The 21,573-nt window shown below is 65.5% G+C and carries 19 protein-coding genes; 12 read left to right on the forward strand and 7 right to left on the reverse strand.

Features of this window, described 5'->3' with window-relative positions; all coding sequences use genetic code 11:
* Positions 1 to 138 precede the first annotated feature (138 nt).
* Complete coding sequence (locus tag ACVWYP_RS09210) at positions 139 to 1,995, forward strand: feruloyl-CoA synthase (RefSeq protein ID WP_304500208.1); 1,857 nt, start codon at positions 139 to 141, stop codon at positions 1,993 to 1,995.
* A gap of 480 nt (positions 1,996 to 2,475) precedes the next feature.
* On the opposite strand, the gene ACVWYP_RS09215 is transcribed toward ACVWYP_RS09210, so the two are convergent.
* Positions 2,476 to 3,000, reverse strand: coding sequence for a MarR family winged helix-turn-helix transcriptional regulator (locus ACVWYP_RS09215; RefSeq protein ID WP_028340491.1), 525 nt, complete (start codon positions 2,998 to 3,000; stop codon positions 2,476 to 2,478).
* Between the two features lie 82 nt (positions 3,001 to 3,082).
* On the opposite strand from ACVWYP_RS09215, the gene ACVWYP_RS09220 reads away from it, so the two are divergent.
* Positions 3,083 to 4,285, forward strand: coding sequence for a cytochrome P450 (locus tag ACVWYP_RS09220; protein ID WP_304498417.1), 1,203 nt, complete (start codon positions 3,083 to 3,085; stop codon positions 4,283 to 4,285).
* A gap of 53 nt (positions 4,286 to 4,338) precedes the next feature.
* Positions 4,339 to 5,565: an ABC transporter substrate-binding protein gene (locus ACVWYP_RS09225; protein WP_304498418.1), complete on the forward strand. Its 1,227-nt coding sequence runs from the start codon at positions 4,339 to 4,341 to the stop codon at positions 5,563 to 5,565.
* 200 nt (positions 5,566 to 5,765) lie between these two features.
* Here the strand turns inward: ACVWYP_RS09225 and ACVWYP_RS09230 are convergent, their stop codons facing one another.
* Complete coding sequence (locus ACVWYP_RS09230; protein ID WP_304498419.1) at positions 5,766 to 6,425, reverse strand: isochorismatase family protein; 660 nt, start codon at positions 6,423 to 6,425, stop codon at positions 5,766 to 5,768.
* Between the two features lie 148 nt (positions 6,426 to 6,573).
* On the opposite strand from ACVWYP_RS09230, the gene ACVWYP_RS09235 reads away from it, so the two are divergent.
* Positions 6,574 to 7,524 (forward strand): AraC-like ligand-binding domain-containing protein, encoded by a 951-nt coding sequence (locus tag ACVWYP_RS09235; protein WP_304498420.1) that lies wholly within the window; start codon positions 6,574 to 6,576, stop codon positions 7,522 to 7,524.
* Between the two features lie 176 nt (positions 7,525 to 7,700).
* On the opposite strand, the gene ACVWYP_RS09240 is transcribed toward ACVWYP_RS09235, so the two are convergent.
* A complete protein-coding gene (locus ACVWYP_RS09240) occupies positions 7,701 to 8,975 on the reverse strand; it encodes an NAD(P)/FAD-dependent oxidoreductase (RefSeq protein ID WP_028340496.1) in 1,275 nt (424 codons plus the stop codon).
* A 108-nt stretch (positions 8,976 to 9,083) separates the two neighbouring features.
* On the reverse strand, positions 9,084 to 10,490 hold the full coding sequence (locus ACVWYP_RS09245) for a DHA2 family efflux MFS transporter permease subunit (protein ID WP_304498421.1): 1,407 nt from the start codon (positions 10,488 to 10,490) through the stop codon (positions 9,084 to 9,086).
* 180 nt (positions 10,491 to 10,670) lie between these two features.
* Between ACVWYP_RS09245 and ACVWYP_RS09250 the strand changes: the two genes are divergently transcribed.
* Positions 10,671 to 10,979: a hypothetical protein gene (locus ACVWYP_RS09250; protein WP_028333780.1), complete on the forward strand. Its 309-nt coding sequence runs from the start codon at positions 10,671 to 10,673 to the stop codon at positions 10,977 to 10,979.
* A gap of 35 nt (positions 10,980 to 11,014) precedes the next feature.
* Positions 11,015 to 11,911 (forward strand): RNA polymerase sigma factor, encoded by an 897-nt coding sequence (locus tag ACVWYP_RS09255; protein WP_304498422.1) that lies wholly within the window; start codon positions 11,015 to 11,017, stop codon positions 11,909 to 11,911.
* Positions 11,912 to 12,099: 188 nt separating this feature from the next.
* On the opposite strand, the gene ACVWYP_RS09260 is transcribed toward ACVWYP_RS09255, so the two are convergent.
* Complete coding sequence (locus ACVWYP_RS09260) at positions 12,100 to 12,819, reverse strand: hypothetical protein (protein WP_304498423.1); 720 nt, start codon at positions 12,817 to 12,819, stop codon at positions 12,100 to 12,102.
* Between the two features lie 222 nt (positions 12,820 to 13,041).
* On the opposite strand from ACVWYP_RS09260, the gene ACVWYP_RS09265 reads away from it, so the two are divergent.
* The 5 genes from ACVWYP_RS09265 (at position 13,042) to ACVWYP_RS09285 (ending at position 17,847) form a co-directional block, all read left to right on the forward strand.
* Positions 13,042 to 14,214, forward strand: coding sequence for an ABC transporter substrate-binding protein (locus ACVWYP_RS09265; RefSeq protein ID WP_304498424.1), 1,173 nt, complete (start codon positions 13,042 to 13,044; stop codon positions 14,212 to 14,214).
* A gap of 263 nt (positions 14,215 to 14,477) precedes the next feature.
* Positions 14,478 to 15,395, forward strand: coding sequence for a branched-chain amino acid ABC transporter permease (locus ACVWYP_RS09270; RefSeq protein ID WP_018269575.1), 918 nt, complete (start codon positions 14,478 to 14,480; stop codon positions 15,393 to 15,395).
* Entirely contained in the window at positions 15,392 to 16,339 is a 948-nt protein-coding gene (locus ACVWYP_RS09275; protein WP_304498425.1) for a branched-chain amino acid ABC transporter permease, read from the forward strand. Before ACVWYP_RS09270 ends, ACVWYP_RS09275 begins: the two co-directional genes overlap by 4 nt.
* A gap of 4 nt (positions 16,340 to 16,343) precedes the next feature.
* Positions 16,344 to 17,111, forward strand: coding sequence for an ABC transporter ATP-binding protein (locus ACVWYP_RS09280; protein ID WP_304500209.1), 768 nt, complete (start codon positions 16,344 to 16,346; stop codon positions 17,109 to 17,111).
* Between the two features lie 7 nt (positions 17,112 to 17,118).
* Positions 17,119 to 17,847 (forward strand): ABC transporter ATP-binding protein, encoded by a 729-nt coding sequence (locus tag ACVWYP_RS09285; protein WP_304498426.1) that lies wholly within the window; start codon positions 17,119 to 17,121, stop codon positions 17,845 to 17,847.
* Positions 17,848 to 18,032: 185 nt separating this feature from the next.
* On the opposite strand, the gene ACVWYP_RS09290 is transcribed toward ACVWYP_RS09285, so the two are convergent.
* Complete coding sequence (locus ACVWYP_RS09290) at positions 18,033 to 18,608, reverse strand: TetR/AcrR family transcriptional regulator (RefSeq protein ID WP_028340504.1); 576 nt, start codon at positions 18,606 to 18,608, stop codon at positions 18,033 to 18,035.
* 60 nt (positions 18,609 to 18,668) lie between these two features.
* Between ACVWYP_RS09290 and ACVWYP_RS09295 the strand changes: the two genes are divergently transcribed.
* Entirely contained in the window at positions 18,669 to 19,829 is a 1,161-nt protein-coding gene (locus tag ACVWYP_RS09295; protein WP_304498427.1) for an enolase C-terminal domain-like protein, read from the forward strand.
* 133 nt (positions 19,830 to 19,962) lie between these two features.
* On the opposite strand, the gene ACVWYP_RS09300 is transcribed toward ACVWYP_RS09295, so the two are convergent.
* Positions 19,963 to 21,399, reverse strand: a complete 1,437-nt coding sequence (locus ACVWYP_RS09300; RefSeq protein ID WP_304498428.1) for a glutamine synthetase family protein — start codon at positions 21,397 to 21,399, stop codon at positions 19,963 to 19,965.
* Between the last annotated feature and the right edge of the window lie 174 nt (positions 21,400 to 21,573).

Raw genomic sequence — 21,573 nt, forward strand, 5'->3', positions numbered from 1 at the left:
GCGGGATGGAAAGATTGTTGTTGACGACAACAATTGATGTCCGCAACATTATCACCAAAGAGCCCGGCCGGGACCGCGGCGCCGCACCATGTTGCGGCGCGATCCCGCAAAGACACGGGCGAGGAGGAAACCATGACGATGGCCGCCGCCAGCGGAGACAATCCGAGCAGCCTGTTCGCGACGCCCGCGATCGTTGCGGTCAGCCGCGACGACGGCAGCATCCTGGTCCGCTCCACCACGCCGCTGAAGCAAGGCGCCCGCTGCGTCGGCGACTGGCTGGAGCATTGGGCGCGGCAGGCCCCGGACCGCGTCTTTCTCGGCGAGCGCGCCAACGCCGAGGCGCCCTGGACCACAGTAAGCTATCGCGACGCGCTCGGCATCGTCCGGCGGGCCGCATCATGGGTCCTCGCGCAGGGGCTGAGCACTGAACGTCCGCTCGTCATCCTCTCCGACAACGGCATCGACCACGCGTTGTTTGCGCTCGCCGCGCAGCATGTCGGCGTGCCCTCGGCCGCGATCTCGCCGGCCTATTCATTGATGTCGAAAGACTTCGACAAGTTGAAGAGCATGGTCAGCCTGCTCGATCCCGGTGCCATCTACGTTTCGAGCACAAAGCCCTTTGCCGCGGCGCTTGGCGCAATCAAGCCGCTGCATCGCGCAACCATCGTCAGCGGCAATCCCGACGATGCCGATGCTTTGCCGTTCCGTACCGTCGCTGCCACGCCGGAAGCGCCCGAGGTCGCCAACGCGTTCGCGGCGGTGACGGCGGACACGATCGCAAAATTCCTGTTCACCTCGGGCTCGACAGGGACGCCGAAGGCCGTGATCAACACCCAGCGCATGCTGACCTCGAGCCAGCAGGCCAAGGCGCAGACTTGGTCGTTCCTCGAGGGCGGTAGCGAGGAGCTTGTGATCCTGGACTGGCTGCCCTGGAGCCACACCTTCGGCGCCAACCACAATTTCAACCTGGTGCTGCGCAACGGCGGCACGCTCTATATCGACGGCGGCAAGCCGACGCCCGGCCTGTTTGCGACCTCGCTGGCCAACCTGCGCAGCGTGGTGCCGGCGGTCTATTTCAACGTGCCGCGCGGCTTCGACATGCTGATCGCGGCGCTGCGCATCGACGACGAACTGCGGAAAAAATTCTTCGAGGGCACCAAATTCGCCTTCTATGCCGGCGCGGCGCTGCCGCAGAATCTGTGGGACGCGCTGGAGGACTTGTCGCTGCGGACCGTCGGCCGTCGGCTGCCGATGGTGTCGGCCTGGGGTTCGACCGAGACCTCGCCGCTCGCGACCGATTGCCACTTCCTGGCCAAACGCTCCGGCAATATCGGCGTGCCGATTCCCGGGACCGAGCTCAAGCTGGTGCCGTCGGGCGACAAGCTGGAGGTGCGGGTGCGCGGGCCCAACGTCACGCCGGGCTACTGGAAGGCGCCTGGGCTCACCGCTGAGGCCTTCGATGACGAGGGTTTTTACAAGATCGGCGACGCCGTCACCTTCGCGGATCCCGCGCGGCCCGATCTCGGCCTGTTCTTCGACGGCCGCGTGGCGGAGGACTTCAAGCTCAATTCCGGCACCTGGGTCAGCGTCGGCACCTTGCGCGTCACCGGCATCGCGGCGTTGGCGCCGCTCGCGCAGGACATCGTCGTCACCGGCCATGGCCGCGACGAGGTGCGCTTCCTGGTGTTTCCGAACCTCGCCGCCTGCCGTTCGCTGGCAGGGCTGCCCGAGAGCGCCGACGCGAGCGAGGTGATCGGCCATCCGGCGGTCCGTTCCGCGATCGGGCAGGGGCTGGCGGCGCTGAAGGCGCAGGGCGGTCATTCCTCCGGCCATGCCACCCGTGCGCTGCTGCTGGCCGAGCCCGCCTCGGTCGATGGCGGAGAGATCACCGACAAGGGCTACATCAACCAGCGCGCCGTGCTGACGCGCCGCGCCGCAGCGGTGGCGGTATTGGAGGACGACGGGTCGGGTGAGGCGATCGCCTGCGCGGGCTGAGATTGCGGTAGAAAAGGCGGACGTAAGGAAGGCACCGGCGGAAGGGTTCCCTCCCCCCTTGCGGGGGAGGGCTAGGGAGAGGGGTACCGCTTGCTCCGCTGCCGATTGAACACGAGGACACGCGTTGGTCGGTGAGCCAAGTCGTTGATGTGGCGTTGCGCAACGGCTCGAGTTGAGCCCGGGGCCACCCCTCTCCCCAGCCCTCCCCCGCAAGGGGGGAGGGAGCCTGAGGAGTGTGCTCGCCTGACCTGATGGCGGCGTCACGTCCCTCCGCTTGCGACCCGACGACGCAGTGCATCACGGATTTTTAGTTGCCATAGCAACTAAGCTATGCGAGTTTCCACCCCAATCGGGACAGGGCCGGTCAACGGCCACGCGTTTGGGAGGAGAATGTTGCGCAGCATGGCGCGAACGGCACGCATGGACAATCGGGCGAAGACCGTGGGGGCGCAGCGCGCCGCCCGTGGCCCGGCTGCGCCGTCAGGTCGTGCTTTGCCCGGTGACGGCGCCGAGATTCTCGTGCAGCCGGCGCAGCAGCTCGATCAGCACCTCGCGCTCGTCCTTTTTCAGGCACGCCAGCAGCCGCCGCTCGCGCTCCAGCGCCGCGACGATGACCTTGTCGTGGATGGCGCGGCCGCGCGCTGTCAGCGTGATCGAATGGGTACGGCCGTCGTCCGGCGCGGTGCGGATGGTCAGCAGGCCGCGCTTCTGCAATGCCGCGAGGTTGCGGCTGACCGGCCCCTTGTCGAAGCCGATCACCTGGCAGATCCGGGAGGCGGGAATGCCCGGCTCGATCGCCAGTTGCGAGATGATCCGCCACTCGGTGACGTTGACGCCGAAATTCTTCTGGTAAAACGCGGTGGCGCTGTTCGACAGCTTGTTGCCGATGAAGGTGATGAACGCCGGCACGTAGCGATCAAGGTCCAGCAGCGGGCCATCGCTGGCGTCTGCGGGATCGGCCGGTCTCGGCCGGCGGGGCTTTCGGGGGAGGGGCTGGCTGCTCATCTCTCAAATCATCGCTGCGAAACCGTTCGGGAGCAATAGATATGCGGCCCGTGTTGACAAGATCAAACCTCGGGAGGTCCCGATGACTGCAACAGAAGCTGCGTCCGTCCCGCATCTCGACGTCGATCCATTCGCGCTCGAGTTCTTCGCCGATCCATTCCCGACCCACGAGCGGCTGCGCGAGGCGGGGCCGGTGGTCTATCTCGACAAGTGGAATGTCTATGGCGTGGCGCGCTACGCCGAGGTCCATGCGGTGCTGAACGACCCCGCGACCTTCTGCTCCAGCCGCGGCGTCGGCCTCAGCGATTTTTCCAAGGAGAAGCCGTGGCGGCCGGCGAGCCTGATCCTGGAGGCCGACCCGCCCGCCCATACCCGGACCCGCGCCGTGCTGAGCACGGTGTTGTCGGCGACCGTGATGAAGCAGCTTCGTGGGCAATTTGCCGCCGCCGCGGAGGCCCGCCTCGACGCGCTGCTGGAGAAGCGCCGCTTCGACGCGATCGCGGACCTTGCGGAAGCCTATCCGTTGTCGATCTTCCCGGATGCGCTCGGCCTGAGGCCGGAGGGCCGCGAGCATCTGCTGCCCTATGCCAGTCTGGTGTTCAATGCCTTCGGTCCGCCGAACGAGCTCCGCAAGGAGGCGATCGAGCGCTCGGCACCGCATCAGGCCTATGTTGCCGAGCAATGCCAGCGCGACAATCTCACCCCAGGCGGCATCGGCGCCTGTATTCACGCCCATGTCGATACCGGCGCCATTACCGCGACCGAAGCGCCGCTGCTGGTGCGCTCGCTGCTGTCAGCCGGTCTCGACACCACCGTCAACGGCATCGGCGCCGCCGTCTACTGCCTCGCCCGCTTCCCCGACCAGTTCCAGAAGCTGCGCAACGATCCGACGCTGGCGCGCAACGCCTTCGAGGAGGCCGTGCGGTTCGAAAGTCCGGTCCAGACTTTCTTCCGTACCACGACCCGTGACGTCGAGCTCAGTGGGGCCAGCATCGGCGAAGGCGAGAAGGTGCTGATGTTCCTGGCCGCGGCCAATCGTGATCCGCGCCGCTGGGAGGAGCCCGACAGCTACGACATCACCCGCCGCACGTCGGGCCATGTCGGCTATGGGTCGGGCATCCATATGTGCGTCGGCCAGCTGGTCGCCCGTCTCGAAGGCGAGGTGATGATGGCGGCGCTGGCGCGTCGTGTCGCCAGGATCGACATCACCGGCGAGCCGAAGCGCCTTTTCAACAACACGCTGCGCGGGCTCAGCAGCCTGCCGGTCGAGATCACGCCGGCCTGACGAGACGCTCAAGACCAGCAAAAGGTCGATTGAGGAAACATGGGAGGGAGACGATGAGGGGCTTCGGGGTTGGGCGATTGAGGATTGGACTTGCGCTGGCATTGGCCTGCGCCGCGGGCAGCGCACGCGCGGAGATTTCCGGCGATGTGGTCCGCGTCGGCGTGCTCAACGACATTTCCGGCATCTTCCAGGACACCAACGGCATGGGTTCGGTGGAAGCCGCGCGGATGGCCGCGGAGGATTTCGGCGGTGGCGGCAAGGGCATCAAGGTCGAGATCGTCTATGCCGATCACCAGAACAAGGCCGATGTCGGCTCGGCGATCGCGCGCAAATGGCTCGATGTCGAAGGCGTCGATGCCATCGTCGACGTGCCCAACTCGGCGGTCGGGCTCGCCATCAACACCATCCTGCGCGATAGCCGGATGACGTTCCTGGCGTCGTCGACCGCGAGCTCCGATCTCACCGGCAAGGCCTGCTCGCCGAACACCATTCAATGGGTCAACGACGCCTGGGCCACCGGCAACACCACCGCGGCCGCGATGATGCAGCGCGGCGGCAAGGATTGGTATTTCGTGACCGTCGATTATGCGCTCGGTAAAGGCATTGAAGCCGAGGCGACGAACTACATCGAGAAGCACGGCGGCAAGGTTTTGGGCTCGAGCAAGCATCCGCTCGGCACGTCGGACTTCGCGTCCTTCCTGCTCCAGGCGCAGAGCTCGAAAGCAAAAGTGATCGGGCTCGCCAATGCCGGCGGCGACACCATCAATGCGGTGAAGCAGGCGGCCGAGTTCGGCATCCAGCAGGGCGGCCAGACCATGGTGGCGTTCCTGCTGTTCGTGAACGACGTCCACGGCATGGGCCTGAAGGTCGCGCAGGGCCTGCAGCTGCTGGAAGCCTTCTACTGGGACATGAACGACGATACCCGCGCGTTCGCAAAACGCTTTGCCGCGCGTCCCGGCATGAACGGCAAGATGCCGAGCGGCAACCAGGCCGGCGTCTATGCCGCGACGCTCGCCTACCTCAACGCGGTTGCCGCCACCGGCAGCGACGACGCCAAGGCGGTGGTGCCGCAGATGAAGACCTTCAAGGGCAAGGACAGACTGTTCGGCGACACCACGATTCGCCAGGACGGCCGCGTCATCCACCCGATGTATCTGTTCGAGGTGAAGAAGCCGGACGAGTCGAAGTACCCCTACGACTATTACAAGCTGATCGCGACCATCCCGGCCGACCAGGCGTTCCGCCCGCTGGCCGATGGCGGCTGCTCACTGGTGAAGTGAGGTTGCTGCCGCGAACACCGCTGCGCCCCCTCTCCCCTTGTGGGAGAGGGTTGGGGTGAGGGGTATCTCTCCATGCGGCGTGCTGCGCGGAGAGATCGCGACCCCTCACCCGGATCGCATTTCGCTTCGCTTCATGCGTTCCGGCCTCTCCCACAAGGGGAGAGGCGGACCGAATGTGCGGTGCGCTGTTCGTGAACTCGCTACGCTGCCTTCGCTGCTCCGTCAGCCACCTTCACCCGCGCCAGCATCTCGGCCGCCGTCATCACATGTGCGGTTGAGAATGCGAGGATCGTCAGCGTGGCGCGGTGCACCTCCTCGGCGGACAGCGCGCCCTGGCCGACATCCGGATAATCGAAGGTGCCCGTCGCGTCCGACAGGAAGACGACCTTGTAATTGTGGAACATGGCGTCGCGCGCGGTGGCGTGGCAGCAGTTCTCGGTCGTGGTCCCCGAGATGATCACCGTGGTGATGCCCCATTCGCGCAGGATGAGATCGAGATCGGTGGCGAAGAACGCGCTGTAGCGGTGCTTCTTGATGACGTGCTCGCCGGGGGCGGGCGCGAGGTCGTTGAAGATCTCGACGCCCTCGGTGCCGTCGACCAGCGACGACCGGTCGGCGATCGGCGAATAGAGATCGTCATAGAGCCCCATGTCGCTGCCGTCGCGGCGATGCACATGCGCGGTGTAGACGACGCGGATGCCCTTGTCGCGGCAGGCCTTCAGGGTCTGGGCCAGCCGCGGCACCATGGCAGCGGCCTGCGCCGAACGCAGCTTGGCGCCCTCGGCCACGAAATCGTTCTGCATGTCGACGACGATCATGACCGTGCGGGCGGGATCGATGATTTCGCATTGGTAGCCCATGTGGTGTCTCCTCCTGGTGAGAGACAATTTCTACGCCGGTTCCCGCGATCGTTCTTGGCTGCGCCGGCCAGCCGCTGGTCTCTGCTTGCCAGAAGGGAGGGCTGGACGCAGAATATCCCGCTGCCGGGTTGGGCGGGAGCAAGGTCCGATGCAGACCCCAGATCACACAGTCGTCGCGCAAACGCTTGTTGCGCCGGGTGACAGTTTCGACCGCTGGCATCACGTCACCTGCCGCGAATTCTCGCTGACCGAATGCCGCCGCGTCGCCGACGAGGCGTTCCAGGCGTCGATCTCGATCCGCCATCTCGGCCCGCTTGCCATCAACGACATCTGGTCGTCGACGCCGGCCGCCGACCGCATCCGGGTGATGCGCAGCGCGAGCGATGTCCGCAGGGATCCGCGCGACTATTTCATGCTGTGGCTCACGCTGCGCGGCGAGGTCAGCTTCGCCCAGGGCGGCCGCGACGTGCACATGCGCCGGGGCGATCTAATGCTCCATGACCAGGCGCAGCCGTTCACGCTCGAATTCGCCCCGAGCGCGCGCGCGATCATGGTGTCGATCCCGCGGCCTCTGCTGCTCGCACGCCTGCCGGATGCGCAGCGCCTGACGGCGCGGCGGGTCGGCAACGCGTCGAAAGTGGGAGCGCTGGCGGGATCGCTGATCCGCCGGCTGACGCGACTCGATGACGCGGCCGGACCTGCGGCGATACGGCTAGGCGCGGCGGCGCTCGATATTTTCGCGACGACGCTGCAGACCGAGCTGACGGACGAAGGGCTCCAGCGCGGCGACGAACGGCTGGTGCGGGTCAAGGCCTACATCCTGGCCAATCTCGACGATCCCGGGCTCGATCTCGATGCGATCGCCACGGCGCAGAACATGGCGCCGCGCACGCTCAATCGCCTGTTCGCGCGCGAAGGCTCGACGCCGATCCGCTGGCTGTGGCAGCAGCGCCTCGCCGCTGCCTATCAGGCGCTGGCCGAGCGGCGCTTCAGCCATGTCACCGATGTCGCGCTGAGCTTCGGCTTCAGCGACGTCTCGCATTTCAGCCGCGCCTTCAAGGCCGCGTTCGGCCGCTCGCCGCATCAGGTGATGGGGTGAGGGGCTGCGGTTTGTTGCGTCGTGCACCGATCTCCAATCCGTCACCTTGAGGAGCGCGGAACGCGCGTCTCGAAGGGCGACGGCCCGGCTGGTGGCCGTGCATCCTTCGAGACGCGCTACGCGCTCCTCAGGATGACGGAACGGCGATTGTGCACGGATCGCCGAGGCCGAGTCACCTACTGCGCCACCTTGCTGCTGCCTTGCGTGATCAGCCGTGCGGCGCGCTGGTCGCGGGTGTGGATCCAGAGCCAGTTCATCGCCACCGCAATCCGATGCCGCACGCCGATCAGGAAGTAGATGTGGGCGAGGCCCCAGATCCACCATGCCAGCGAGCCGCGCAGCTTGAGCCAGCCGAAATCGATCACCGCCTTCTTCTTGCCGATCTGGGCGAGGCTGCCGGCATGCTTGTAACGGAACGGCGGCAGCGTCTTGCCGTCGAGCCGGGCCTTGATCAGCGCGGCGACGTAGCGCCCCTCCTGCTTGGCGGCCGGCGCGATGCCGGGCACCGGATTGCCGTCGGGGTCCTTGATCGTGACGGTGTCGCCGACGGCGAAGACATCGGGATGGCCCGGCACGGTCAAATCCGGCTCGACCTGCAGCCGATGGGCGCGATCGGCCGGCGCTTTCAGCCATTCGGCGGCGCGCGAGGCGCGCACGCCGGCGGCCCAGACGATGGTGCGCGCCTCCAGCCGCTTGCCGCCGAACACCACGCCGTCGGCCGAGCATTCGGTGACCGGCTCGCCCAGCATCACCTCGACGCCGAGTTTTTCCAGCGACGCCTGCGCATAGGCCGAGAGATCGTCGGGAAATCCTGCCAGCACGCGCGGGCCCGCCTCGATCAGCACCACGCGCGCCTTGCGCGTATCGATGTGACGGAAGTCTTGCGGCAGCGTGTCCTTGGCGAGGTCGGCGATGGTGCCGGCCATCTCGACGCCGGTCGGCCCGGCGCCGATGATGACGAAGGTCAGCAGCGCCGCGCGCTTGTCCGGATCGGTCTCGCGCTCGGCGCGCTCGAAGGCGACCAGGATGCGCCGCCGCAGCGTGGTGGCGTCCTCCAGCGTCTTCAGGCCGGGCGCGAACGGCTCCCATTCGTCATGGCCGAAATAGGCGTGGCGCGCGCCGGTGGCGAGGACCAGCGTGTCGTAGGGAATGCTGCCGCCGTCGTCGAGTTGCACCTGCTTCGCCACCGCGTCGACGCCGCAGACATTGGCGAACAGCGTCGTCACCTCGGGCCGGTCGCGCAGCAGATAGCGGATCGGCCAGGCGATTTCGCTGGTGGCAAGCGAAGCGGTCGCGACCTGATAGAGCAGCGGCTGGAACAGATGGTGGTTGCGGCGGTCGATCAGGGTGATCTCGACCGGCGCGCCCGCGAGACCGAAGGCGGCTTCCAAGCCGCCGAAGCCGGCGCCGACGATCACCACGCGATGAGGTTTGGCCGGCGCTTGCGTCATCTGATGTCGCCCTCGGGTTCGAACGGCTTCGTCGTTTGATTATGTATTCATTCGCAGCCTCATTCCAACACGAAATGCCCGATCGCCCGATAGCAAAACCCAATCGCCTCACGCATCCTGCGGCGCGGCCGCGGCGACGGCCCGCCGCCGCATCGGCAGGAACAGTCCCGCGACCGCGCCGGCGAATGACAGCGTTGCGGCAAGGCTCATCGCCGATGCGAATCCGTTGGCGAAATGTCCGGATGAATCGGCCGCGCCATTGGCGGTGAAACTCGCCACCAGCGCCGCGATGCCGAACATCCCGCCGAGGAAACGGCCCATGTTGAAGACGCCCGACGCCTTGCCGATGTCGCTGACGGCGACCGCGCCCAGCACCGCGTTCTGCGCGGCCGGCATTGCCATCGACACGCCGACGCCGGCGAGCACCAGCGGCGCGACCAGCGCCGAATAGGGCACCGTGGGGCCCACGATCTCGCTGATCCAGCCGAGCCCGATCGCCTGCATCAAGAGGCCGGCGACGACCAGCGTGCGCTCGCCGAACCGGTTGACCGCGGCGCCGGCGATCGGCGCGGTGACGAACAGCGTCGCCGTCCACGGCAGCAGACGCAGCCCGGCACCGAAGGCGTCGAAGCCGAGCGCGATCTGCAGGAACTGCGGCAGCAGGAACAGCACGCCATACATCGCGGCGTAGAACAGCACGCTTGCGGCCATCCCGGATGCAAACGGCCGTGCCGCGAACAGCCGCATCGGCACCATCGGGCTTGTGGCGCGCAGCTCCCACAGCACGAACAGCGCCGCCAGCGCGACGCCGGCGATCAGCGCGCCCGAGACTTCCGCGCTGGCCCAGCCGACGCTGTTGCCGCGCAGCAGGCCCCAGACTAATGCGAGCGCCGCGAGCGCCACCAGCGTCAGCCCGGCGATGTCGAGCGGCGCTGCCGGCCCAAAACTTTCGCGCAAGCGGGCGATCACTAGGGCGATCGCGACCAGGCCGATCGGCAGGTTGATCCAGAAGATCCAGCGCCAGCCGAGATGTTCGGTGATGAAGCCGCCGATCGCGGGACCGATGATCAGCGCGCATCCGGTGATGCCGCTGAAAATGCCCAGCGCGCGGGCGCGCTCCTCGCGGCCGAAGGCGCCGCTCAGGATCGCCATGGCCAGCGGCATCACCAGCGCCGCGCCCGCGCCTTGCAGGGCACGGGCGGCGATCAGTGCCGTGGCGCTGCCGGCCAGCGCGCAGGCTGCGGATGCCACGACGAACAGGCCGATACCGGCCGCGAACATCCTGCGCCGCCCGAACCGGTCGCCGAGCGCCGCGCCGGTCAGGAGCAGCACCGCGAAGGTCAGGTTGAAGGCGTTGACGGTCCATTGCAGCGTCTCCACCCGGCTTCCGAAATCGGCGCGGATGGTGGCGAAGGCGGTGGTCATGATCATGGCGTCCAGCGCCATCATGAAGGATGCCAGCGCGGTGAGGCCGAGCACCCAGCGCTGTTCGGCGCGCTGCTGAGGGGTCTGCATGGTCGTTCTCCGTTGCCGCGCCGCGAGGTTGCGCGCGCTTCGCCGGCAGGGACGAACCGGAACGGGCAAAGGATGCGGCCAAAATTTATTTTTGCCGGACCGCATCCTTTGGCGGTTGGCGAACGTCCTTGGGTTTGACGCGGCCGGTTCAGGCCGCAGAACCGGGCCAAGGAGGCTGCGATGAGACGGACCCTGATCAGGTACAAGGCGAAGCCGGAGATGGCGGAGAAGAATGCCGCGCTGGTGTCGGCTGTGTTCGCCGAGCTGAAGGCGGCGAGACCCGACGGCGTGCGCTATCTGACCCTGCGGCTGGAGGACGATACCTTCATCCACATGGTCGAGACCGCCGCCGAAGACGGCTCGAGCCCGATCCCGAAACTGGCCGCGTTCCAGGCGTTCCAGGACGGCATCCGCGATCGTTGCGCCGAGCCGCCGCTGGTTCGCAGTGCGGTGATTGTCGGGAATTATCGTATGCTGGATGAGCCGTGAACCGGCGGGCAGTGCACCGATCTGGCGGAGCCATCATGACGTCACCACACCAAGCGCCGGCCGCGACCGACGTCGACGCGCTCTTGGCGGCGATGCGGCCAAGGCTGCATCGCTACTGCGCCCGCATGGTCGGATCGGTCATCGACGGCGAGGATGTGCTGCAGGACGCGCTGATCAAGGCGGTGGAAGCCTTCGGGTCCGCCGCGCCGATCCAGAATCCGCAAGCCTGGCTGTTCCGGATCGCGCACAACACCGCGCTCGACTTCCTCAGGCGGCGCAACCGCCAGGAAGCGCTCCACGCGCCGGAGGAGGTGGACATGATGGCCGGAGAGCTTGATGACGTCGGCCGCCGCGAGATCGCCGCGACCAGCCTGCGCACCTTCTTGCGCCTGCCGGTGGCGCAGCGTTCCAGCGTGATCCTGATGGATGTGCTCGGCTGTTCCCTGCAGGAGATCTGCGGCATCATGGATTTCAGTCTGCCCGCGGTGAAGGCCGCGCTGCACCGTGGACGCACGCAGCTGCGCGAGTTTGCCAGCGAACCGGACGATGCGCCGCGGCCCGGCCTGTCGCCGGCCGATCGCATCAGGCTCAACGCCTATGTCAGCAGCTTCAACGCCCGCGACTTCGATGCCATCCGCGCCATGATCGCCGATGACATCAGGCTCGAGCTCGTCAACCGGACAGGGCTGAACGGCAAGGCCGAGGTGTCGCGCTACTTCGGCAATTACTCGAAGATCGACGATTGGCACCTGGTGACCGGACAGGTCGAGGGACGCCCGGCGATCCTGGTGTTCGACCCGAACGCACAGGGCGCGCCGCCCCGATCGTTCATGCTGCTCGACTGGTCGGCCGACAAGGTTGCGACGATCAGGGATTTCCGCCACGCGTCCTATGCGATCGACGGCGCCGAATGGGCGGTGGATAGAGGTTAGTGGTCGCCGACGGGCTGTGGAGCAGTGATCGCGCCGCAAATTCCGTGTCGTCCCGGACAAGCGAAGCGCGATCCGGGACCCATAACCACGAATGGCAATTGGTGTACGATGCTGGGGCCACAGCTTGCTTCGACAACACAAGGCGGTGGTTATGGGTCCCTGCTTTCGCAGGGACGACAGGAGGGCGGCTACCGAGTCTTTCCGCCGAATTCGCCGTTGGCGATCCGCGCAACGCGGCTGCCGCCTGCGGCCGGTGTGCTGTTTCGTTGAAACAGGCCGTCGCCGCTGGTCTCACGCGGCAATGGCGGCGGTTCTTCGAAATAGCCGCCGCTCCGCCAGACCAGCAGGACGATGTTCATGGCGCCATTGACGGCGGCGCCGACCACCGTTTCGGTGTGCTGATAGGTCAGCGCATATTCGGGAAATCGTCCGGCAATGGCCCTGTCGAGCACGAGGAGGGCGATCCATGCCGCCATCACGCAGACCGGATCCCAGCCCATGTCGCGCACCCGCATCGACTGCAGCATGAAGCAGATGACGAGCATGCCGTAGAAGGCAATGACCAGCACGGGGTTGCTCGATGCCTGCGCCAGCAGCACGTCCATACTGCCGCTCGCCGGTGCGTTGCCGGTGACGCCGTAGACCAGCATCATAAAGCCGAGGCCCACCACGAAGGTGCAGAAGAAGAAAGCCAGTCGGCCCATCCGGGCATTGAAGCCGAAGATGTAATTCAGCATGTGACGCACCCCTTTGGCGGCAGCGTCGGCCAGGGATGCTTTCCGGACAATGAAGCCCGCAGGCGCTTGCCGGCCTGTGGTTTCCGGGTGCTTTACCGGATCGTTAAAGCCTGCTGCCGTGCGGGCGTGGGTCGTTGCCGAAGGCCGGCGCCTGCGACAATCGTTGCCCACGCAACCGGCATTATATTTCTTGCCATGGTCGATTTAGACGAATTATGATGCAAGGTGCTGGGGTATGCGCCGAAGGTTCTAAGTCAGCGCCGTCGGTTCATGCTTGCTGCAGACTTGCGATATCGCGCACAAAATACGTCACAGAACGACGCGCGCAAAGCGTGACCCCCGGGCCCTCGTGATCGAGCCTGGCGGGATCTTTGGTTGAGGAGGGGAGTGAATATGAAAAAGGCATTTTGGCTGGCAGGCGCCATGGCTCTGGCGCTGGCGCAGCCCGCGACGGCGGCTGACAGCGTCAAGATCGGCTTCGTCTCGACCTTCAGCGGTCCGACCGCCGTGATCGGCAACGACATGCGCAATTCCTTCGAACTTGCGCTCGACCATCTCGGCCGCAAGATCGACGGCAAGCCGGTCCAGGTGATCTACGAGGATGACCAGCAGAAGCCCGATGTCGGCAAGCAGAAGACCGAGAAGCTGGTGCAGTCCGACAAGGTCGACTTCATCGTCGGCTACATCTGGTCGAACGTCCTGCTGGCGTCGCTGAAGACCGCGGTCGATTCGCAGACCTTCCTGATCTCGGCCAATGCCGGTCCGTCGCAGCTCGCCGGCGAACTGTGCTCGCCTTACGTGTTCTCGACCTCCTGGCAGAACGACCAGACCCCGCAGGCGGTCGGCACCTACATGAACCAGAAGGGCGTCAAGTCGGTGTTCCTGATCGGCCCGAACTACGCCGCGGGCAAGGACATGCTGGCCGGCGTCAAGAGCACGTTCAAGGGCCAGGTGGTCGGCGAGGAATATACGGTGTGGCCGAGCCAGCTCGACTTCTCCGCCGAGCTCACCAAGGCGAAGAACTCCAAGGCCGAGTCGATCTTCGTGTTCTATCCGGGTGCGGCCGGCGTGCAGTTCCTGAACCAGTACGCGCAGGCCGGCATCAAGCAGCAGATCCCGCTCTACACCGCGTTCACGATCGACGAATTGTCGCTGCCGTTGCAAAAGGACAATGCGCTCGGCGTTCCCGGCGCGCAGCAATGGGTCAACGACCTGCCCAACGAGGAGAACAAGAAGTTCGTCGCCGACTACCGCAAGAAGTATCCGGGCCTGCGGCCGACCTTCTACGGCGCGCAGTCCTACGACGCTGCCAACCTCATCAACAGCGCCGTGGTCGCGGTGAAGGGCGACCTGACAAAGAAAGACGCGATGAAGGCCGAGATGGAGAAGGTGAACTTCAAATCGGTTCGCGGACCGTTCAAGTACGGCAACAACCACATTCCGATCCAGAACTTCTATCTGCAGGACGTGGTCAAGGATGCCGAGGGCCAGCTGTCGCTGAAGACGGTCGCGACCATCGTCAAGGACGACCAGGATCGCTTCCACGACAAGTGTCCGATGAAGTGATTGTCGGGCGTCTTTTTGGCGCGCGGCTTGCTTTCGCTTCACCTCGCCCCGCTCTTGCGGGGAGAGGTCAATCGCGAAGCGATTGGGTGAGGGGCTCTTTCCGCGAATTCGGTTCGCAGAATGAGCCCGTCACCCCAACCCTCTCAGGGCGAGCTTTGCTCGTCCCGGCCCCGCAAGAGCGGGGCGAGGGAGAGCAACAAGCCGTATAAGCGGCGGCGCATGCGCGCTGCCGCTGTTTCATTTAAAGGTGACGTAGCCTCACGATGTATCTCGTCGTCGAACAACTGCTGAACGGCCTGCAATTCGGTCTCCTGCTGTTCCTGCTGGCGGCCGGGCTGACGCTGGTGTTCGGCATCATGGACTTCGTCAATCTGGCGCACGGCTCGCTCTACATGATGGGCGCCTATTTCGCGGCGACCTTCGTGGCCTGGACCGGCAGCTTCGTGCTCGGCGCGCTGATGGCGCTGGGCGCCACGCTGTTGCTCGGCATCGTGCTGGAATATGTCGCGCTCAGGCATCTCTATGGCCGCGACCATCTCGACCAGGTGCTGGCGACGTTCGGCCTGATCCTGTTCTTCAACGACGCCGTCCGGCTGATCTGGGGCCCGGCCGGTCTCGCGCTGCCGCTGCCGGCCTGGCTCACCGTGCCGGTGCAGATCATTCCCGGCGTTTACTATCCGGCCTACCGCCTCATGATCATCGTGGTCGCGCTGGCGGTCGCAGCGATGCTCTATCTCGTCGTGATGCGCACCCGCATCGGCATGCTGATCCGCGCCGGCGCCTCCAACCGCGAGATGATCGGGGCGCTCGGCATCAACATCAAGCTGCTGTTCACGCTGGTGTTCGGCCTTGGCGCGGCGCTCGCCGGTCTCGCCGGGCTGATGCAGGCGCCGATCCTCACCGTGCAGATCGGCATGGGCGAGAACATCCTGATCCTGGCCTTCGTCATCATCGTGATCGGCGGCATCGGCTCGATCCGCGGCGCGTTCATGGCCGCGATCTTCGTCGGCATCATCGACACGATGGGCCGCGCCTTCCTGCCGGACCTGCTGCGCAAGGTGCTGAGCGGGGCGGCGGCGTCCACCGCGGCGCCGGCGCTGTCCTCGATGCTGATCTACCTCCTGATGGCCATCATCCTTGTGCTGCGGCCCGAGGGGCTGTTCCCGGCGGCCAAACGATGACGGGTAAGCTCAACGTCTCCAATGCGGTCGCGGCGCTGATGTGTGCCGCCCTGATCCTGCTGCCGTTCTATTCGGCGGTCACGGGCAATATCTTCATCCTCACGCTGTTCACCAGGATCGTGATCTTCGCGCTCGCCGCCGCGAGCCTCAATCTGATCATGGGCTATGGCGGCATGATGAGCTTCGGCCACGCCGCCTATCTCGGCATCGGCGGCTATGCCGTCGGCATCCTCGCCGCCGAGGGCATCGGCTCCGGCTTCATCCAGTGGCCGGTGGCGCTCGCCGTCTCGGCGCTGTTTGCGCTGCTGATCGGCGCGCTGTCACTGCGCACCCGGGGCGTCTATTTCATCATGATCACGCTGGCCTTTGCGCAGATGGCCTATTACATCGCCTCCGCGCTGTCGCGCTACGGCGGCGACGACGGACTCACCGTCTACAAGCGCAGCGATTTCGCCGGTCTGATCAACCTGTCGGATCGCAACCAGTTCTATTACCTCTGCCTGGCCTGCCTGTTCGGCGGCCTCTATCTGATCTGGCGCATCGTCAATTCGCGCTTCGGCCTCGTGGTGCAGGGCGTCCGCTCCAACGAGCAGCGCATGCAGGCAATCGGCTTCCATGCCAATCGCTACGGCCTGGTCTGTTTCGTGATATCAGGCACGATCTGTGGCCTGGCCGGCGCGCTGCTTGCCAACAACACCGATTTCGTCAGCCCCGCGGTGATGTACTGGACCCGCTCCGGCGACCTCATGGTGATGGTGATCCTCGGCGGCATGGGCTCGCTGTTCGGTCCCGTCATCGGCGCGATCGTCTATCTCCTGCTCGAGGAGCTGCTGTCGCAGTTCACCGAATATTCGGGGCTGATCCTGGGCCCGGTGCTGCTCCTGATCGTGCTGTTCGCGCGCGGCGGCATCATGGGCCTGCTCGGGAGGATGCGCCGTGGCTGATTCCTTGCCTGATCCCTTGCTCCGCGTCGACAACCTGGTCCGCCGCTTCGGCGGCATCACCGCGACCGACAACCTCTCGATGGAGGTGGTGCCAGGTGAGCTGCACGCGATCATCGGCCCCAACGGCGCCGGCAAGACCACGCTGATCAGCCAGCTCACCGGGCAGGTGATGCCGAACTCCGGCGCCATCCGCTTCGCCGGCCGCGACGTGACGAACCTGCCGTCCTACAAGCGCAGCCGGCTCGGGCTGGCGCGCTCGTTCCAGATCACCTCGCTGCTGAAGGATTTCTCCGCGATCGACAATGTCGCGCTGGCGGCGCAGGCGCATGACGGCCACTCGTTCCACTTCTGGGGCAATGCGCGCAAGGAGCGGCATCTGCGCGAGTCCGCGCGCGCGGCGCTCGAGCGCGTCGGCCTCGGCCCGCGCGCCGATATTGTGGTGTCGCAATTGAGCCATGGCGAGCAGCGCGAGCTCGAGCTCGCGGTCGCGCTCGCCACCAGGCCGCAGCTGTTGCTGCTGGACGAGCCGATGGCCGGGCTCGGCGTCACCGAATCGGCGCGGATGGTCGCGCTGCTGAAGGAGCTGCGCAAGGAAGTCACCATCGTGCTGGTCGAGCACGACATGGAGGCGGTGTTCGCGCTCGCCGACCGCATCACGGTCTTGGTCTATGGCCGCGTCATCGCCTGCGACGTGCCGGATGCGATCCGCAAGCATGACGAGGTCAAGCGCGCCTATCTCGGCGAACAGCATGCGGTGACGCGCCATGACTGAGACCAGGATGGCTGATACCAGAACCGCTGATACCTTGCTCGAAGTCGACGCGATCGAGACCTGCTACGGGCTGAGCCAGGTGCTGTTCGGCCTGTCGCTCCAGATCAAGTCGGGCGAGATGGTCGCGCTGATGGGCCGCAACGGCATGGGCAAGACCACGACGATCCGCTCGATCATGGGCCTGACGCCGGCGCGATCAGGCGCCATCCGCTTCGCCGGCGAGGCGGTGCGCGGCCTGCCGTCCTACAAGATCGCCAAGCTCGGCATCGGCCTGGTGCCGGAAGGCCGCCAGATCTTCCCGAACCTCACGGTGCGCGAAAATCTCGTCGCCGCGTCAGGCAATCGCTTCGGTGCCTCCGATCCGTGGACCATCGACAAGATCCATGCGCTGTTTCCGCGGCTCGCCGAACGGTCAGGCAATATGGGCGTCACGCTGTCGGGCGGCGAGCAGCAGATGCTCGCGATCGGCCGCGCACTGATGACCAATCCGAAGCTGCTGATCCTCGACGAGGCGACCGAAGGCCTCGCGCCTTTGATCCGCGACGAGATCTGGAGCTGTCTGTCGATGCTGAAGGGACGCGGGCAGTCGGTACTGGTGATCGACAAGAACGTCGGAAACCTCGCCCGCATCGCGGATCGCCATTACATCATCGAGCGCGGCCGCACGGTGTGGAGCGGCACCAGCGAACAGCTGCTCGCCGAGCCGGATCTGCAGCACAAATATCTCGGGATTTGAGCAGCAAGCATTGCCGTATCGCCGTCATCCTGAGGAGCCTGCGTAGCAGGCGTCTCGAAGGATCGATGGCCCGGCTGGTGGCCGTGCATCCTTCGAGACGCGCGGAGCCTGTCATCGGGCCGCGCTTCGCGCGGACCCGTTGGCGCTCCTCAGGATGACGGATCAGAGAGGCGGGCTGCCGCGGCTTACCGTGAAGAGCCCCGCAGCAGTCGTTTCGCTGCGTCGGCCGCTGCTGCTGCATAGGCGCGGTCGCCGTGCACCAGCATCAGGGAGATCGCGCCCTCGGACAGCAGCCAGATCTCGCGTGCGCGGCGGTCAGCCTCGCGGACGCCGGCCCGCTTCAGCAGCGCGCCGAGATGGGTTTCGAGCAAGGCCTTGTGCCGGCGCGCAATTGCGCGTGCGGGATGCCCAGGGAGATCGGCGAGCTCGATGACCAGCCTGGTGAATCCCGAGCCGGCCCATCGCGGCCTGTCCGCCCAGACCGCGAGGTCGCGGAATAGGCCGTCGATGATCGCCGCCGGCGAGCCGGACAGCTTGTCGCCAAACGTCGCGAACGCAGCCAGGGCCAGTTCGTTCTGGGCTTCGAGCACGAAGGCGAGCAGCTGATCCTTGCTTTGAAAATGATTGTAGAGCGTGCGCTTCGTAACCCTCGTCGCCGATGCGATCTCGTCCATGCTCACGCGGCTGTATCCGCGCTGGCGAAACAGGACGTATGCGGCCGCAAGGATGCGCCGCCGGGTCGGTTCTGCAGATCGCGCCATGCAGTCACCCTCTTAAATATACCGGGTAGTGAATTTACATCGGTTGAAAAACCAATTGGAATGGCTTTCCGGGATTTCTCGGCCCGCGCCAGTCAGCTTCCTCGCGCTGCGAAAGCAATTGCCATGCCCGATTCATTGACGCTCAGAGAGATCAAAGCTCGTCCGGTGGTGATCAAGCTGAAGCGGCCCGTGGTCGCGCGCATTGTCACGATATCGGAGTGGCCGCTCGTCCTCATCGATCTGGTGACCGAGGAGGGCATCGTCGGGCGCGGCTATCTCGAGCCCTATATCGTGAAATCGCTGCGCTATCTGGTCCCCGCGTTGCATGATCTCGGCGAATTGCTCAGAGGTCGGAGCGTGGCGCCTGTCGAGCTGTTCGCGGCGGCGCGCAAATCGCTTCACTTTGTCGGCTATGAGGGATTGTCGATGATCGCGGCGTCGGGCCTCGACATGGCCGCGTGGGACGCGTTGGCGAAAGCCGCAAACAAGCCGCTGTGCGTGCTGTTGGGGGCGACGGTCGGCGCCGTGAGATCCTACAATAGCAACGGCCTTTGGCTGAAGGAGCCAGCCGCCGTCGCAGCCGAGGCTTTGGAATTGCGGGACGAAGGAGGGTTCTCAGCCCTGAAATTGCGCCTCGGCAGGAGCGATCCGCGCGAGGATCTGGCGACCCTCGACGCCGTTCGAAAAGCCGTCGGCGATCGCATGCATTTGATGGTGGACTACAACCAGGGGCTAAATCTCGCCGAAGCCATCGAGCGGTGCCATGCGATCGATGATTATGGCCTCGACTGGATCGAAGAGCCTGTCGTCTATGACAATCTCGACGGACACGCCCAACTGGCGGCGGAGCTGAAGACGCCGATCCAGATCGGGGAGAACTTCTATGGTCCGAGGGAGATGCATAAGGCGATCGCGAAGAGGGCTTGCGACCTGGTGATGCCGGATTTCATGCGCATCGGCGGAGTGACAGGCTGGATGCGCGCGGCTGCGATCGCCGGCGCGGCGGGTATCCCCATCTCAACGCATCTTTATCCGGAAGTTGCCGCTCACGTCATGCGCGCAACCGAGACCGCCCATTGGTTGGAATGGCAGGACTGGGCCGATCCGATTCTCGAACGGCCATATGAAATCAAGGATGGTCTTTTGCATATTCCCGACACGCCTGGTGTCGGTCTGGAATGGAACGAAGCGGCCGTTGCGGCTCACCTTGCAAGCGTCTAAAGCGCGATGAGATTGGGTTGAATCGTCATCGCGCTTTAGCTCCTTCTTTGAGCATGATCTTTTCGGAAAAACCGCTTCACACTTTTCCGGATCATGCTGTAGAGCGGCGGGGGCGCCTGCGCCGACGCTTCCGTCAAAACATCTCGAAATATTCGCGGTGCTCCCAGTCCGACACCTCGGCCTGGAAGCGTTCGATCTCCGCGTTCTTGATGAAGACGTAGTAGTCGACGAACTCCGGCCCCAGCGCCTGACGGAAGAACGGATCGTCGTTGAGGGCGAACACCGCCTCGCGCAGCGATTTCGGCAACAGCGCGGCCTTGGTCTCGTAAGGCGTGTCGGCGGACGGGCCGGGGTCGAGCTTGCGGTCGACGCCGTCGAGGCCGGATAGAATTTGCGAAGCCATGTAGAGATAGGGATTGGCGGCGGGTTCGCCGATCCGGTTCTCCAGACGGGTCGCCGGATCGCCGGCCGCTCCGAGCACGCGGATCATCACGCCGCGGTTGTCGCGGCCCCAGATCGCGCGGTCCGGCGCCAGTGAATAGGAGCGGTAGCGCTTGTAGCCGTTGATGGTCGGCGTCGTGAACACGGTCGAGGCCCGCGCGTGCTCGATCAGGCCGGCGAGCCAAGCGCGGCCGAGCGCGCTGAGCGGCTCGCCCGTCTCCTTCGCCATGAAGACGTTCTCGCCATTGGCGCGCGATACCAGCGACTGGTGCAGGTGCCAGCCCGAGGCGAACACGTTCGGCAGTTTCGGCCGGCACATGAAGGTCGCGTGATAGCCGTGGCGGCGCGCGATCTGCTTCACCGCCGAACGAAACAGCACCATGGTGTCGGCGGGCGCAAGACCCACAGTCGGCGCGAAGGTGAATTCGCACTGGCTCGGGCCGAACTCGACCTCGACCGTGCGCAAGGGCAGGTCGAGCGCGATGATGTCGCGGCGGATGATCTCGAGCGCCGGCTCCATCAGGTCGTAGCGCTGCTCGGTGAGGTATTGATAGCCGTGCGACAGCAGGCTGACCGACGGCGGCTGTCCGGGCTGGCCGGCGTCTTCCGGCGCCATGTGGGCGTCGTCGAGCTTGAACAGATGGAATTCGACCTCGAGGCCGGCCACGAAATCGTAGCCGCGGCCGGTGAGCTGATCGAGCACCTTGCGATAGAGGTTGCGGGTCGCGAACGGCACCGGCCGGCCGTCGCTGAAATAGAGGTCGCAGAGTAGCCAGCCGGTGTTGTCAGCCCAGGGCAGCACGCGGAACGTGGTGGGATCGGCGACCATCAGCACGTCGGCCGCGCCTTCCATCTCCTTCATGCCGAAGCCGCCGCCTGATGTGAACACCGGAAACACCGTCTTGTGCGAGGTGTCCTTGGCGAGCATCGTCGTGGTGATGGAGCAGCCGCCCTCCAGCGAGCGCACCGCTTCGCCGGCGATCAGCGTCTTGCCGCGCAGGATGCCATGCTGGTCGGGGAACGACAGGCGGATGACTTCGAGGTTCTTTTCCTCGACGATGCGGCGGAGGCGTTGTGCGGCCTCCTTCTGCTCATCCGACCACAGGCCATGACGCTCGACGAAGCTCACCGCGTCACTCCTTTGTCTCTCCCTCTCCCCGCTCTTGCGGGGAGAGGGTTGGGGTGAGGGGCTCTCTCCGCCACCTCGATTTGTCGATGGACCTGTACCCCCTCACCCGGATTGCATCTGGCGATGCAATCCGACCTCTCCCCGCAGGCGGGGCGAGGTGAAGGATGCTGCGCT

The organism is Bradyrhizobium sp. USDA 3262, from assembly GCF_054060035.1.